Raw genomic sequence first — 13,283 nt, forward strand, 5'->3', positions numbered from 1 at the left:
TCTCAGCCCCGGTGTTCTCAGCCCCGGTGTTCAGCCCTCAAGGGTGCGCTGGGCAGGATGGTGCTTGTCGAGGTGCTTCTTGATGATCCGCAGGTTGCGCGTGTTCGACCGGTAGACGAGGTCGAAGGCGTCGCCCACGACCGGCACCGCGCCCAGCAGGCTGTCGAAGGCGATATTGCCGCCCATGCGCCACAGCTTCCACTTCGGAATGCCCAGATTGCGCGCTTCCCAGACGATGTAAGCGCCCATGGCCGCCGTCACGAAATCGCCGATGACCGGCACCAGACCGATGATCGAATCGAGGCCCACGGGATAGTTAAAGCCCGGAATACGGAAGCTGCGTTCCAGCATCTGTTCCATCGCCTCGATCCGGCGACGGATGGAGGCGGGATCGTTCCCGGTCGGCAAGTCCAGCCCCATGACCTGTGGCCCGTCCGCAAAGCGGCCCTCTGTGCTGCCCGTGGCCCGTTCGCCCGCGGGGCGGATTGTGGGCCGGTCCCTGTCATCGAAGCCGTTCATCGCGCTTTCCTTCCTCCTTACGAGATGGGGTCCATCGCGAGCGGGAACAAGGGATGGGTAGCCCAGCGGTTCTCTGCAAAGCCCTCCAGCCCGCCGCGCACCAGCGACCAGCGCAGCGGCGCGCCCAGCGGGATATAGCTGTTGCTGTCGACCAGCAGCGTCTCCGCCTCGATCAGCGGCGGCATCGTCTCGGGGGTCTGCTGGCCCGCGACCTCCCCGGACACCAGGGCATCGGCTGCGGCGCTGCATCCCTGTCGGCGCACCGAGCAATGGAACTGGTTGAGGAACCAGCGCGGGGCGGCATAGCGGGCCAGCCTGTCGACCAGGACCAGGTCTGCCCCCGACCGGTCGGCTGCCCGCTCGCTCGCCACGCCGATAGTCGCGAAATCCTGTGCCAGCTTGCGGAACAAAAGGTCCGATCCCGGCCCTTGCGGCAGGTAGAGGGACACGCTTGCCTCCTGCCCGCTTGCCGCTTCCCAGTCGGCGACGCGGCGCGCGGCCCGCGACCGGCGCACTTCGAGCGAAAGGTCCGTCCAGCGTTCCGCCGGGGTGAAGGTGGACCCGGCATCCTGCCCGGCCTGGGCGAGCATGGCCGGCGGCACGATCCGGGTGGTCGATGGCCAGCCGGACAGGTTGAACGGCGCCAGCAGGGTCGGCCGGTCGATCGCCATCGACAGTGCCTCCCGGCGGCTGGCATCGGCCAGGAAGCCGTCCGGGGCGGTCACCTGCAGGCCGAACAGGCCCAGCGCGCTGTCGAGCCGGACATTGCCGCGCGACAGGGGGCCGGTCTCGGCGAGCGGCAGGCTGGCCAGCGTACCGCCGACAACAAGATCGGAGCCGGTGTCGAAAAACGCATCGACCGCCCCTTCAGCCGGGAGAGCGCGAATGCGGATGGACCGTGCACGGTCGCTGAAGCCGGGTTCTTCCGGCAGCCCGCGCAATTGTGGCGGCACCGCGGTCAGCAGCACCCCGCCCGCGCCCGTCGTGGCGCGCATGGGGCCGATACCGCTGCCGTCCCGGCGCAGGCCAAGCTCCGGCTGGGCGAGCAATTGCAGGAAGGCGGGCATGGGCTGCGACAGGCGGATTTCGATCACCCTGCCGGTCATCGCCCGTATCTCGCTGACCCGCGCGAGGTCGAGGCCGAGAGACGTCCCCTCCAGATCGCGGATCTGGCGCAGGATTTCAGCGCGAACGCTTGCGGCGTCGACCGGCGTACCGTCGGCCCATGTCGTATCCCGCAGCCGGAAGATGAAGCTGCGCCCGTCGTCGACCACGATCCAGCTTTCAGCCAACGCGGGCACGGTCTCTCCGTTCGAATCGAGCGTGACCAGTCCCTCGGACACCGCACCTCGCACCAGTTGCTGCCCGTAGGACAGGCGCATTCCGCCCGTTAGAAGGTCGTCGGTCTGTTCGACCACCACGATATCGATCGGCCCGCCGTCATCCCGGGAACAGGACGACAGCGCCAGGGCAGCGGGGATCAGGAAGGGGAGAAGGTGACGCAGCATGGGCCGGGGACGGGTAGCATCCCGGCGGGCCTTCGTCAGTTCAGATTTTGCGCAGCTTCGACGGGTCGCCCATGGCGGCGGGCATCAGGCCGGCAGGCCGGACGTAACGCGGTGTGTCGCTATCATTGGTGTTCGCGGGCCGGGCGCGCGCATCCGCCGCGTCGATCTCTCGCGAGAAAGCGATGCCGAAGCGGTTGTCTTGCACCCAGGCGACCGTTCCTTCGACCCAGCCGATATTGCGCAGCTGGACAGAAAGATGCGTACCGCCCTGGACCCTCGAGGCAATGGCCGGATCGCATTCGGCCATCATGCCGCCATTGGAGAGGTTGCGGACCTTCACCTTGCTGGCAGGAGAGCCGTCCCCGATCTGGAGATCGGCCATGAGGAACAGGCTGTCGCGAGCAATATGACGGGTATCGACACCTGACATGGTCTCTGCGTGCTCCCTGGCATGTCCGCAAGGCACCATGCCCGCGGTCCGTCCGTAGTGGACTGCCCCTATCGCGGAAAAGCCTAATGAAGCTTTAAGAATAAGCCGGTTTCGAGACGTCGATAATTCTCGAAAAGCCTGCGAAAACAGTGCAAAAACGTATCTGCGTCAGGTGTCGCGCGAAACCTTTTCACGCCGTTCGTGCGCTTCCTGCGCCTCGACCGTCATGGTGGCCACCGGACGGGCGATCAGTCGCCGCAGGCCGATGGGTTCGCCTGTCTTATCGCAATAGCCGTATTCGCCTTCGTCGATGCGGCGCAGGGCTGCATCGATCTTTGCGATCAGCTTGCGCTGGCGGTCGCGGGTTCGCAGCTCGATGCCCCAGTCGGTCTCGCTGGACGCCCTGTCGTTGAGATCGGGTTCGCGGATCGGCCCGTCCTGGAGGGATTGCAGGGTCGCATCGGCGGCATCGTGGATTGAGCGTTTCCATTCCAGCAGCAGGATACGGAAATATTCCTGCTGGTTGGAATTCATGTACGGCTCGTCGTCGGACGGCACGTAATCGCGCCCCAGCGCCTGCTGGGCTGCCTCCAGAACTTCGCTATCCTTGCGCGCCGCAGCGGTCATGGCTTCCTCACATAAAGAGCTTCGTCCGCGATACCCGAGGCCGCCTCGTCCGGTTTTCCGGCTCTTTCCAGCGACCCTTATGGCGCGGCCTATAGGGATCGCCCCAAGGCCGCACAAGCACGGAATGGACGATACGAAAATACAGTTACGCGTCCGTGGCTTAAGCGCGGCAGAACAGGGGCGGCGCGTTTCATTAATCCCGGCATTAACGATTTGTTGACCATGATGGACAAGAACCGTGTCTGTCGCGCTTCTCGTTCCGGGCGGCGCAGGACAGGGGGACAGCCAGAATGCAGTTTACCACCATCGAAAATGCCGGACAGCAGGTGACCGGATCACAGCCCGACATGGCCGTGACGAACGCGCTGACCGATGCAGCGGCGGGGGATGTCGACGCGCTCTACGATCTTGGCGTCATGTATTCGACCGCCAGCCACGGCTGCGACTGCGACCTGATCGAGGCGCACAAGTGGTTCAACCTCGCCGCATCCAAGGGGCACGAGAAAGCAGGCTGGTGCCGCGCCGATATCGCGGACGAAATGTCGGCCCGCGAGATTTCCGAAGCGCAGCGGCAGGCACGCGAATGGCTGGCCGAGGGTCGCCGCGCAGCCTGACTATCCGGGGGCGGCCTGATCGCCTTTCCGGAACGGCGTTCGTCGATCCAGGTAATTCCTGTCGGCGGCAACGCCTTCCCGCTCCCGGGTAAGAAAGTCGGCCACCGCCTCGCGAAAGCCGGGGTCGGCGATCCAGTGGGCAGACCAAGTCTCGACCGGCGCATAGCCGCGCGCCAGCTTGTGACCGCCTTGCGCACCCGCCTCCACCCGCGACAATCCGCGCTCGATCGCAGCGTCAATGGCCTGGTAGTAGCATAGCTCGAAATGCAGGAACGGGATTTGCTGCGTGCAGCCCCAGTACCGACCATAGAGCGCGTCCTCGCCGATGACGTTCAGCGCGCCGGCGACCGGCTCTCCGTCACGGTAAGCCATGACCAGCAGCAGGTCCTCCCCCATCCTCTCGCCCAGCAGGGTGAACGCCTCCCGCGTCAGATAGGGCGTGCCCCATTTGCGGGCGCCTGTATCCTGGTAGAAAATCCAGAACGCGTCCCAGTCGGCCTGCGTGATCTCCTCCCCCGTCAGATGGCGAATATCGACCTGCGCCTGCGCCCTTGCCCGTTCCTTTCTCAGGTCCTTGCGCTTGCGGCTGGCCAGGTCGGCGAGGAAGGCGTCGAAGTCGGAATAATCCCGGTTTTGCCAATGGAACTGGATATCGCTTCGCAGCATCCAGCCATTGTCCTCGAACAGCGGCAACTGCCGGGGCTCGATGAAAGTGGCATGGGCACCCGACAGCCCGTTCTGCTCGCACAATTGCTCCGCAGCGGCCAGCAGCGCCGGGGCCAGCGCATCGTCGGCTACAAGCAGGCGCGGGCCGGTCGCGGGCGTGAAGGGCGCAGCGATCTGGAGCTTGGGGTAATAGCGCCCGCCCGCCCGCTCGTAAGCATCCGCCCAGCTGTGATCGAAGACATATTCGCCTTGGCTGTGGCCCTTAAGGTAAGCGGGCATTGCGCCCAGCAGCACGCCGCCCTCGCCATCCGCGGCGCCGCTTTCGATGACGATCGGCGCGGCCTGCCAGCCGGTGCCCGGCCCGACCGACCCGGAATCCTCGCAGGTCGACAGGAAGGCGTGGCTGACGAACGGGTTGCCGGAGGTATTGAGAGCGTCCCACGCCCGGGCTTCGACTTCGTTGATGGAGCCCAGCAGGCGGGCCGACAGTTCGGTCATGCCGGAAGCTCGCCTTCGCAGATCGGCGCATCGGCGCAGGCCCTCGCCCTCTCGCGCTCCGCCGCCGAGCGGACGGTCCAGGTCGCGACCGGCATCCCGCGTGCCCTCAACCCGGCGACCCATGCGCTGGGCAGCGCATCGATGTGATAGGCCATGAAATCCGGCTTCGCGATCCATAGCGCCATCCGGCGCGACCACGCAGTTTGCGTATAGCCCTTGTCGTCTTCCCTCATCACGAGGCCGCGTAGCGTTTCGGGGGAGTGGCGGCGCAGCCAGCGCGGGACACGGGGGTCGAAGCTCATCACGGCATGATGGCCGTCATAGCCCGCCAGCGCATCGCGGACTTTCAGGCAGGTGGTTTCGACGTCGTAGGACCTGCGGGACTTGATCTCGATCAGGATCGGGACCTTGCCGTCCACCATGGCGAGCAATTCCGCCAGGTCCATCGGCGCGTCCTCGTGCTCCAGATAGCTGAGCTTGCGCCATTCGGCCGCCGTCAGTGCCTCGGTCCGGTCGGGGCGGCCGATCAGCCGTTTGAAATCCCAGTCGTGGAACACCATCGGCACGTCGTCGGCGCTGCGCTGGATGTCGCATTCGATGCCCACACCCGCCTCCAGCGCGGCAGCGAAGGCTGCGCGGGCGTTTTCCACCCGCCCTTCCCCGTGCAGGCCGCGATGGGCGTAGGTCCACCGGCCCAGCCACCCCGTCCTTTCGGGATCGGGGGACGGCGCCAGGAAGCTGTCAATCGCCGTGGAGGGCAATGATCGCATCGACTTCGACAGCCGCGCCCAGCGGCAGGGACGGCACGCCGACGGCGGCGCGCGAATGGCGGCCCTGGTCGCCGAACACTTCGAACATCAGGTCCGATGCGCCGTTCACGACCTTGGGCTGGTCGGTGAAATCGGCGGTGCAATTGACGAAGCCGCCCAGCTTCACGATCCGTTTCACCCGCTCCAGCGGGATGAGCGCACCCTTGAGCTGCGCCAGGATCATCAGGCCGCAGGCACGGGCCGCCGCCTGCCCGTCTTCCAGCGAGACATCCTCGCCCAGCCGCCCGGTCGCAAGCTCGCCGTCGACGAAAGGCAGCTGGCCCGAGACATAGGCGATGTTGTTTTCGACAACCACGGCGACATAGCTTGCCACCGGGGCGGCAGCCTCCGGCAGGACGATGCCCAGTTCCTCGAGGTGCGCTTCTACATTCATGCCGGTTCCTTCAGTTTGTTCATGATCCAGGGCAGGGCCTCGTCCCAGCTGTCGATCCGGGCATGGGCATGGCCCGCTTTCTCCCCGCAGGTGATGTGCGGGGCAAGGCCGGGTTCGCCGCACAGATGCAGGCGGGTGACATGGGGCACCGTTTCCTTGGCAGAGCCGTGATGCTGCGCCAGATCGTCGATGAAGATCGCGTGGCTGGGCTGGTATTCATCGAGGATGGCGGCAATCGCCGGACCCTTCGGCCCCTGGTTGGTGTAGACCTTCGCATCGATGCCGACGGCCTGCAATTGCGCGGCGCGCATCTCGCGGCGCTCGTCCAGCAGGTTGGTCAGGATCACGACGTCGGCATGCTCTTTCAGCGCGGCGATCGCCTCGACTGCGCCGGGAATGGGGTCCTGCCGCGCCATCTCCGTGTCGAAGAATGCATTCAGCAGCCGCCAGATTTCCTTCTGCTCCACCGGTTCGCCGCTATCCTTGCGCTTGAGCGCATTGGCGAAATCATTGCCTTCCATGTCGAAGGCGATGCCTTGCGTCTCGTCCAGCCAGTCGCGGAAATGGCTGACCATGTAGAGCAGCACTTCGTCGCAGTCGGAGATGACCAGCGGTCGGCCGTCCGGATTGTAGGTCATGCGTGGTCTCTCAATCGAATGTCTGTGCCCCGGCCAGCGTCCGGTGGGCGGTGATAAGGTCCTGCGGTTCGACGCCCAGCGCCTCCGCCGCGCCGACGAGGTCGGGTTCGTGCTGCGCGAGGAATTCGAGCACTGCTGCCTGAACCTGCCGCTCGGCCAGCCGTTCCCGCAGGATATCGGGGGTGAGGCCGGTCAGCGCAAGCAGCCGCCCGGCCCGGTCGTCATCGGTCAGGACCCAGCCCAGCGCGCCCAGCGCCAGCGTTTCGGCCTCTTGCGCGGAAGCAGGTGATTTCGATTGGCGGATGATTGTCAGGTGCCTTTCGGTTCGCCTAGTGCGGGACCTTCGAAGAAGGAGGCCGGACCAGTGGCAAAGCGTATCCTCGTTGTCGAGGACAACGACCTCAATCGCAAGCTGTTCTGCGACGTGCTGCGCGCCGGCGGTCACGAGGTGGAACCGTGCGCCGACGGCGAAAGCGTGCTGCCGGCCGCGCGCGCATTCGGACCCGATCTCGTTATCATGGACATCCAGCTGCCCAATATCTCCGGCCTCGACCTGATCGTCGCGCTGCGCGCCGATGCCGCGCTGTCGGCCGTGCCGATACTGGCCGTCACCGCCTATGCCGGGAAGGGCGACGAGGAACGGATCCGCAGCGCCGGGGCGAACGATTACCTGGCGAAACCCGTCTCGATCGGCCCGTTCCGAATGGCGGTCGACCGCCTGCTGGTCCCGGCGGACGCTAGCTGAACAGGCAGGGGGCTGAACAGGCAGGGGGCTGAACCTACATGAAGCAGCCCCTTCGGACCTCGGCCTGTATGGACTAGGCTGGCAAACGCAGCTAGCGCCACGCGCTAACCGGGGAAGCGTTCAGCTTCCTGCAGGATACAGCGATTAAGGACCCTCCCTATGGACCGCGCAGATACAGACCGCCGCATTCGCGAGCAGATCGAACCCTTCAACAAGAAGGGCGTCACGATCACGGGAAACACGACGTTCCAGGGCGACCTGGAATTCGACAGCCTGACCGTCATGGATTTCGTTGCCGCGATCGAGGACGAGTTCGATATCATCATCTCGATGAACCAGCAGGCGGAAATCGAAACCTACGGCCAGCTGGTCGATGCCGTGCACAAGCAGCGGGACTGATCCGAGATGAGCGAAGCCATTGCCCGGTCGGAAAAGCCGCAGGAAGTCGAAGGCGGCGAGAAGGATCTTTTCAGCAAGTTCGATCCGCTGATCAAGATGCGCGAGGACCTGCTCTCGACCGGGCAGCAGGATCCGTACGCGCTGGTCATGGAACAGGTGCTCTCGCCCACGCGCGCGATTTGCAACGGGCGCGACACGATCCTGCTGGGCACCTACAATTACATGGGCATGACCTTCGATCCGCAAGTGATCGAGGCGGGCCATCAGGCGCTGAGGGATTTCGGCACCGGCACCACGGGCAGCCGCGTGCTGAACGGCACCTATCAGGGCCACAAGGAGTGCGAGGACGCGCTTAAGGAATTTTACGGGATGGACCACGCGATGGTCTTTTCCACCGGCTATCTCGCCAATCTGGGCATCATTTCCACGATCGCCGGCAAGGGCGATTATGTCATCCTCGACATCGACAGCCATGCCTCGATCTATGACGGGTGCAAGCTGGGCGATGCGGAAATCGTGCCGTTCAAGCACAACGATATCGAGGCGATGGAAAAACGCCTGAAACGCATCCCCGAAGGCGCCGGCAAGCTGGTGATCCTGGAAGGCGTCTATTCGATGCTGGGCGACGTCGCCCCTCTGAAGGACATGGTGGCCGTCGCCAAGAAGCACGGCGCGATGGTACTGGTCGACGAAGCGCATTCGATGGGCTTCATCGGCGAGAACGGGCGCGGCGTGGTCGAGGCGCAGGGCGTGATCGACGATGTCGATTTCATCATCGGCACGTTTTCGAAAAGCGTCGGGACAGTCGGCGGTTTCTGCGTGTCGAACCACCCGAAATTCGAAGTCATGCGGCTGGTCTGCCGGCCCTATGTCTTCACCGCGTCCCTGCCGCCCAGCGTGGTGGCAACGGCAGCCACCAGCATTCGCAAGTTGAAGGACGACAGCGCCGCAAAGCGCGCGCATCTGTGGGAAAATTCCAAGCGTCTGCACAAGGGCCTGCGCGATCTCGGCTTCGATATCGGTACGAAGGAAGCCCAAAGCGCGATCATCGCGGTGATCATGCCCGATCTCGCGCAGGGTGCGGCGATGTGGGAAGCTCTCCTGCACGAGGGGCTTTACGTCAATCTCGCCCGGCCGCCGGCAACGCCTGCCAACATGACCCTGCTTCGCTGCTCGCTATGCGCCGAACATTCGAACGAGGAAGTGGACCGCATCCTGTATATGTTCGAACAGGCAGGCAAGAAAACCGGTATCATCTGACGGAACCGGCCCGCCGTCTCATCCGTCTTCCTCGCAAAGGAGACTGACGATGAAGACGACGAATACAGGCGCTGCGAAATATGAAGGCCTCGGCAAGGGCGGCAAGGGCCATGTGTCGACCGGATCGGGCGCGCTGTCCGACCAGCCCTACGGCTTCCAGACCCGGTTCGAGGACAAGGCCGGGACCAATCCGGAAGAACTGATCGCGGCAGCCCATGCCAGCTGCTTTACCATGGCCCTGTCGTTCAAGCTGGCAGAGGCCGGGCACGAGGACGGCACGGTCGAAACCGATGCGGTCGTCACGCTGGAAAAGGTGGATGACGGCTTCAAGGTCTCGAAATCGGCTCTCAGCACGAAGGGATCGGTTCCCGGGCTGGACCAGGCGAAGTTCGAGGAACTGGCCGCCGACGCAAAGGCGAATTGCCCCATTTCCAAGCTGCTGGATTGCGAGATCACGCTGGAAACCGCCTTCGAAGGCTGATTTTTTACGCCAAACGGGGCGGGACCGGCCTTGCTACCCGTCCCGCCCCGGCGACCCGAAGGGCACCTGCAGCGACTCTTGGCGGTCGCCTTCTCTCCCGTCTTCTTCGCAAGGCCGCAGCAAGCGTGGTCTGTCGATATACCCCCATACACCGACAGGCCGCGCGCGAGGCGCTTCGCCAGAGTGCTTGCCCAAACCGGCGGCGCTCTTGCTGACAGCGGTGTTAGCAAGCCAAAGCCCGGCGAAATGTCAAATACTCGTCATTTCAAAAGCCGGAACGGCACATCGCGCACGGTGCAGGCCCCGACCCTGTTCAGTCGGTTGCCCGAATCGCTTCAGGGTCGGCTGAAACAGCAGGCGATCCGGCGCCTGTTTCCCACCGCTTCGCTGATCCAGCAGGTCGGGGACGGAGCCTCCGGATTCTGGCTGATCGAGAGCGGGGCCGTGCAATTGGGCGTGTTTCGCTCGAACGGGGAATTCCGCTCGATCGCGACTCTCGGAGAGGGCGATTCCTATGGCGAGCTGGCCTTGATGGGAAAAAGCCGCCGGGTGACCGATGCCGTGGCCCGCGTGCCGTCGGAACTGCTCTGGATCGACGGGGGGCGGTACGAACAGGCGATTTCGCAAGACCCGGCGATCCTGCGCGACCTGCTGGGCGCCATGGCGCTCGAACTGCAGGAAGTGCTCGGCTATCTTGCGGGCTTTCGCGGCGGTTCGGCGCGCAATCGGATCGCGTCGGTCATCGCCAATGCTGCGCGTCATTCGGGGCAAAGCGCGATCGTCATCACGCAGGCCGAGATTGCGGGACTGGCGGGGGTGACCCGCGCCACCGCCGCGTCCGTCCTGCGCGACCTGGAACGGCAGGGCGCGATTCGCCGCTGCTATGGCAAGGTCGAGGTCGCGGATCTGGAGCGGCTCGAAGACGAAGGCGTCTAGGCCGCCGCGGCATCCTGCTGGACGGTGGCGCAGGCATCCGCTTCCTCGCCTTCCCCGCCCCCGAGCTGTGTGATGGCGAGAATGCCGCCCACCACCAGGACAACGAAGACGGTCGTGACCGTGCCCAGATACTTGTCGATCACCCGCTTGATCGGGGCACCGAAGGCCCGGAACAGAATGCCCACGGTCAGGAAGATCAACGCGCGGCCCGCGATGCTCGCCAGCAGGAACGGCACGATGGCCATGCCGAGGAAGCCTGCGGTGATGGTCAGCAGCTTGAACGGAACCGGGGTTGCCGCCGCAATGATGACGGCGGCCACACCGTATTCGTCGAAGGTGCACTGCGCCTGCGGAAGGCTGTCGCCGAGGCCGATGGCGTTCATCAGCGGAATGCCGACAAGGTCGAAGGCGAAGGCCCCGATGGCATAGCCGAAGACGCCGCCCAGAACCGACGCACCGGTCGCAATCAGACCGAAACGAATCGCCTTCTTCGGTTCCGCCAGGCACATCAGCCCCAGCAGCGGATGCGGCGGGATGGGGAAGAAGCTCGCCTCGATGAAGCAGAAGAAGGTCAGCCACCACACCGCATGGGGGTGCGCCGCCTTGTCCATCGTCCAGTCGTATAATCCGCGCAGCATCGCCGTGTCCCGCCCCTGAAAATCGGTCCCATGAAAGGCCTTGCGGCGCTTAGGACAGCGGAGACGGGGGTGCAATCGCGTTGGAATGTATCGCGACGAACCTATTTGGTTCTTTTTTCTTGACATCGTAACGCTATTGACCTAGACAACTGGAACATCGCGATAGAACGAGTCGGCTGCGGAGCGCCTCCCGCTCCATCCGGCTCGCAGGTTAAATCGCTTCCAGACATCCGGGAACACCATCATGACGAGCAATGCTCCGGCAGCTGTGCCGGGCACGCCTGTGGCCGTGCCTGCACGAGCCAGGCGGCGGGCCGCCCCGCGCTGGCAGAAACGTTTCCTCGAAATCCTGGCCGAAACGTCGAACGTGTCGGCAGCGGCGAAAAAGGCCGGAACCAGCGTCGGCCACGCCTACAAGACGCGTGCGAAGGACGCCGAATTTTCGCGCGCCTGGCTGGCCGCGCTGGCGCAGGGCTACGACCAGCTCGAGCTCGAACTGCTCCAGCGCCTGCGCGAAGGGGAATTGTCGGGCGGCACGACGAAGAAGGCACGGCGCAAGTTCGACAATGCCGTAGCCCTGCGCCTGCTGGCGGCCCACCGCGACAGCGTATCGCGCCAGCGGGCCATGGATGCCAATCGCGACGAGGACGCGATCCTCGTCGAAATCGACCGTAAGCTCGACCAGATGCGTCGCCGCGAATTGCAGGCCCGCGCGCTCCTGCGCAGCCGCCCATCGGCGTCCGGCGCAGCGACGGCGGCGAAATCCTGACGCATATGGATATGGAGAAGAGCCGCCGCGCGCGGCTTCGTCACCTGTTGCGGCAGGCCCCGGAAGAGCGCTTCGCTGCTCTTGCTTCCCTGAGCGAGGCCGAGCGCGACGAACTGCGCCGCCACTGGCGGCTATGGGCACGGCCCGGCCAGACCGCGCCGGAAGGCGACTGGCGGACCTGGCTGATCTGCGCCGGGCGCGGTTTCGGCAAGACGCGCTGCGGTGCGGAATGGGTGCGGCTGGTGGCCAAGCGGGACCCCGACGCCCGTATCGCCCTCGTCGGATCGTCGATCGCGGAGGTTCGCGCAGTCATGGTGGAAGGGGAAAGCGGTTTGCTGAACATCTCCCCGCCCGGCCGGATGCCGCATTTCGAACCGTCCCTGCGCCGCCTGACCTGGGGCAATGGCGCGCAGGCCACGCTCTATTCCGTGGCCGAGCCCGATGCACTGCGCGGGCCGCAGCACGGCTATGCCTGGTGCGACGAGGTGGGCAAATGGGACAGCTCGAGCGACCGCGCCATGCGGACATGGGACAATCTCGTCATGGGCCTGAGACTGGGCGAGCGGCCGCGGATCGTCGCCACCACGACCCCGCGTGTGTCGCCGTTGATGAAACGCCTGCTCGAAACCGATGAAGCCGTCGCGGTGACGCGGGGCAGCACGTGGGACAATGCCGCCAACCTGCCCGGAGCCTTCGTCCAGGCGATGGCCGACCAGTTCGGCGGGACGTCGCTGGGGCGGCAGGAATTGCTGGGCGAAATGCTGGGCGATGTGGAGGGCGCGCTGTGGACCCGCAGCCTGCTGGAACAGTGCCGCAGCGATGAAGCGCCCCTGCTGGCCCGGGTCGTGGTCGGCGTCGACCCCCCGGCCTCTGCGACCGGCGATGCGTGCGGCATCGTGGTCGCCGGAACCGATCGATGCGGGAACGCGGCCGTGCTGGCCGATGCCACGATTCGCAAGGCCAGTCCCGAGCGCTGGGCGCGGGCCGTGGCCGATACGGCCGCCCTGTGGGGCGCGGACCGGGTGGTGGCAGAGGCGAACCAAGGCGGCGCCATGGTCGGCAGCGTCCTGCGCGCAGCCGATATCTCGCTGCCCGTCCGGCTGGTCCATGCCCGCCGGGGCAAGGCCGCCCGGGCCGAACCCGTCGCCGCGCTCTATGAAGCGGGGCGGGTGCGTCATCACGGCCTGTTCGCCGCGCTGGAGGACGAGATGTGCGGCCTGATGGCAGGCGGCAGCTACGAAGGACCGGGCAGGTCGCCCGACCGCGCCGACGCCCTGGTCTGGGCACTGACCGAACTGATGCTGGGGCGGCAATCGCCCCCGTCCATCCGCGCCCTGTAAGGCGTTTCCTTC

The 13,283-nt window shown here is 65.4% G+C and carries 18 protein-coding genes; 8 read left to right on the forward strand and 10 right to left on the reverse strand.

The annotated features are described in order from the left end of the window. Positions 1-30 precede the first annotated feature (30 nt). The 4 genes from PF049_01225 to dksA all read right to left on the reverse strand — a co-directional run bounded on the left by PF049_01225 (position 31) and on the right by dksA (position 3,084). Positions 31-420: a DUF4112 domain-containing protein gene (locus tag PF049_01225; protein ID WBY17948.1), complete on the reverse strand. Its 390-nt coding sequence runs from the start codon at positions 418-420 to the stop codon at positions 31-33. 116 nt (positions 421-536) lie between these two features. Then, on the reverse strand, positions 537-2,027 hold the full coding sequence (locus PF049_01230; GenBank protein WBY16819.1) for an ABC transporter substrate-binding protein: 1,491 nt from the start codon (positions 2,025-2,027) through the stop codon (positions 537-539). Positions 2,028-2,067: 40 nt separating this feature from the next. Continuing rightward, positions 2,068-2,457 carry a PilZ domain-containing protein gene (locus PF049_01235; GenBank protein ID WBY16820.1) on the reverse strand — a complete coding sequence of 130 codons (390 nt, stop codon included), beginning with the start codon at positions 2,455-2,457 and terminating at the stop codon, positions 2,068-2,070. Positions 2,458-2,625: 168 nt separating this feature from the next. Continuing rightward, entirely contained in the window at positions 2,626-3,084 is a 459-nt protein-coding gene (gene dksA, locus PF049_01240) for an RNA polymerase-binding protein DksA (protein ID WBY16821.1), read from the reverse strand. A 347-nt stretch (positions 3,085-3,431) separates the two neighbouring features. On the opposite strand from dksA, the gene PF049_01245 reads away from it, so the two are divergent. Continuing rightward, the gene (locus tag PF049_01245; GenBank protein ID WBY17949.1) at positions 3,432-3,698 is read left to right on the forward strand and encodes a hypothetical protein; all 267 of its coding nucleotides are present in this window, start codon (positions 3,432-3,434) and stop codon (positions 3,696-3,698) included. Here the strand turns inward: PF049_01245 and PF049_01250 are convergent, their stop codons facing one another. From PF049_01250 to PF049_01270, 5 genes are read right to left on the reverse strand one after another with little or no spacing between them, the layout of a single operon-like run. Next, positions 3,699-4,862: a GNAT family N-acetyltransferase gene (locus PF049_01250; protein WBY16822.1), complete on the reverse strand. Its 1,164-nt coding sequence runs from the start codon at positions 4,860-4,862 to the stop codon at positions 3,699-3,701. Beyond that, the gene (locus tag PF049_01255; protein ID WBY16823.1) at positions 4,859-5,632 is read right to left on the reverse strand and encodes a glycerophosphodiester phosphodiesterase family protein; all 774 of its coding nucleotides are present in this window, start codon (positions 5,630-5,632) and stop codon (positions 4,859-4,861) included. The genes PF049_01250 and PF049_01255 overlap by 4 nt, the downstream gene beginning before the upstream one ends. Then, positions 5,604-6,065 (reverse strand): RidA family protein, encoded by a 462-nt coding sequence (locus tag PF049_01260; GenBank protein ID WBY16824.1) that lies wholly within the window; start codon positions 6,063-6,065, stop codon positions 5,604-5,606. The genes PF049_01255 and PF049_01260 overlap by 29 nt, the downstream gene beginning before the upstream one ends. After that, entirely contained in the window at positions 6,062-6,703 is a 642-nt protein-coding gene (locus PF049_01265) for an HAD family hydrolase (protein ID WBY16825.1), read from the reverse strand. Before PF049_01265 ends, PF049_01260 begins: the two co-directional genes overlap by 4 nt. A gap of 10 nt (positions 6,704-6,713) precedes the next feature. Next, positions 6,714-7,016: a DUF3572 domain-containing protein gene (locus PF049_01270; GenBank protein ID WBY17950.1), complete on the reverse strand. Its 303-nt coding sequence runs from the start codon at positions 7,014-7,016 to the stop codon at positions 6,714-6,716. Positions 7,017-7,067: 51 nt separating this feature from the next. Here PF049_01270 and PF049_01275 point away from each other — a divergent pair, with 51 nt between their 5' ends. From PF049_01275 to PF049_01295, 5 genes are all read left to right on the forward strand, one after another. Then, positions 7,068-7,448 carry a response regulator gene (locus tag PF049_01275; protein ID WBY16826.1) on the forward strand — a complete coding sequence of 127 codons (381 nt, stop codon included), beginning with the start codon at positions 7,068-7,070 and terminating at the stop codon, positions 7,446-7,448. A gap of 159 nt (positions 7,449-7,607) precedes the next feature. Then, entirely contained in the window at positions 7,608-7,847 is a 240-nt protein-coding gene (locus PF049_01280; protein ID WBY16827.1) for an acyl carrier protein, read from the forward strand. Between the two features lie 6 nt (positions 7,848-7,853). After that, positions 7,854-9,107 (forward strand): aminotransferase class I/II-fold pyridoxal phosphate-dependent enzyme, encoded by a 1,254-nt coding sequence (locus PF049_01285; GenBank protein WBY16828.1) that lies wholly within the window; start codon positions 7,854-7,856, stop codon positions 9,105-9,107. Between the two features lie 49 nt (positions 9,108-9,156). Continuing rightward, entirely contained in the window at positions 9,157-9,588 is a 432-nt protein-coding gene (locus PF049_01290) for an OsmC family protein (GenBank protein WBY16829.1), read from the forward strand. A gap of 246 nt (positions 9,589-9,834) precedes the next feature. Further along, positions 9,835-10,524 (forward strand): Crp/Fnr family transcriptional regulator, encoded by a 690-nt coding sequence (locus PF049_01295; protein WBY16830.1) that lies wholly within the window; start codon positions 9,835-9,837, stop codon positions 10,522-10,524. Here PF049_01295 and PF049_01300 read toward each other — a convergent pair. Next, positions 10,521-11,162, reverse strand: a complete 642-nt coding sequence (locus PF049_01300; GenBank protein ID WBY16831.1) for a DedA family protein — start codon at positions 11,160-11,162, stop codon at positions 10,521-10,523. The two genes, PF049_01295 and PF049_01300, sit on opposite strands and share 4 nt — an antisense overlap. A gap of 244 nt (positions 11,163-11,406) precedes the next feature. On the opposite strand from PF049_01300, the gene PF049_01305 reads away from it, so the two are divergent. Further along, positions 11,407-11,931 (forward strand): hypothetical protein, encoded by a 525-nt coding sequence (locus tag PF049_01305; protein WBY16832.1) that lies wholly within the window; start codon positions 11,407-11,409, stop codon positions 11,929-11,931. A gap of 11 nt (positions 11,932-11,942) precedes the next feature. Beyond that, positions 11,943-13,271, forward strand: coding sequence for a terminase family protein (locus PF049_01310; protein ID WBY17951.1), 1,329 nt, complete (start codon positions 11,943-11,945; stop codon positions 13,269-13,271). Positions 13,272-13,283 lie beyond the last annotated feature (12 nt).

The organism is Erythrobacteraceae bacterium WH01K (genome assembly GCA_027941995.1).
In the GTDB taxonomy this organism is placed as follows: domain Bacteria; phylum Pseudomonadota; class Alphaproteobacteria; order Sphingomonadales; family Sphingomonadaceae; genus CAJXSN01.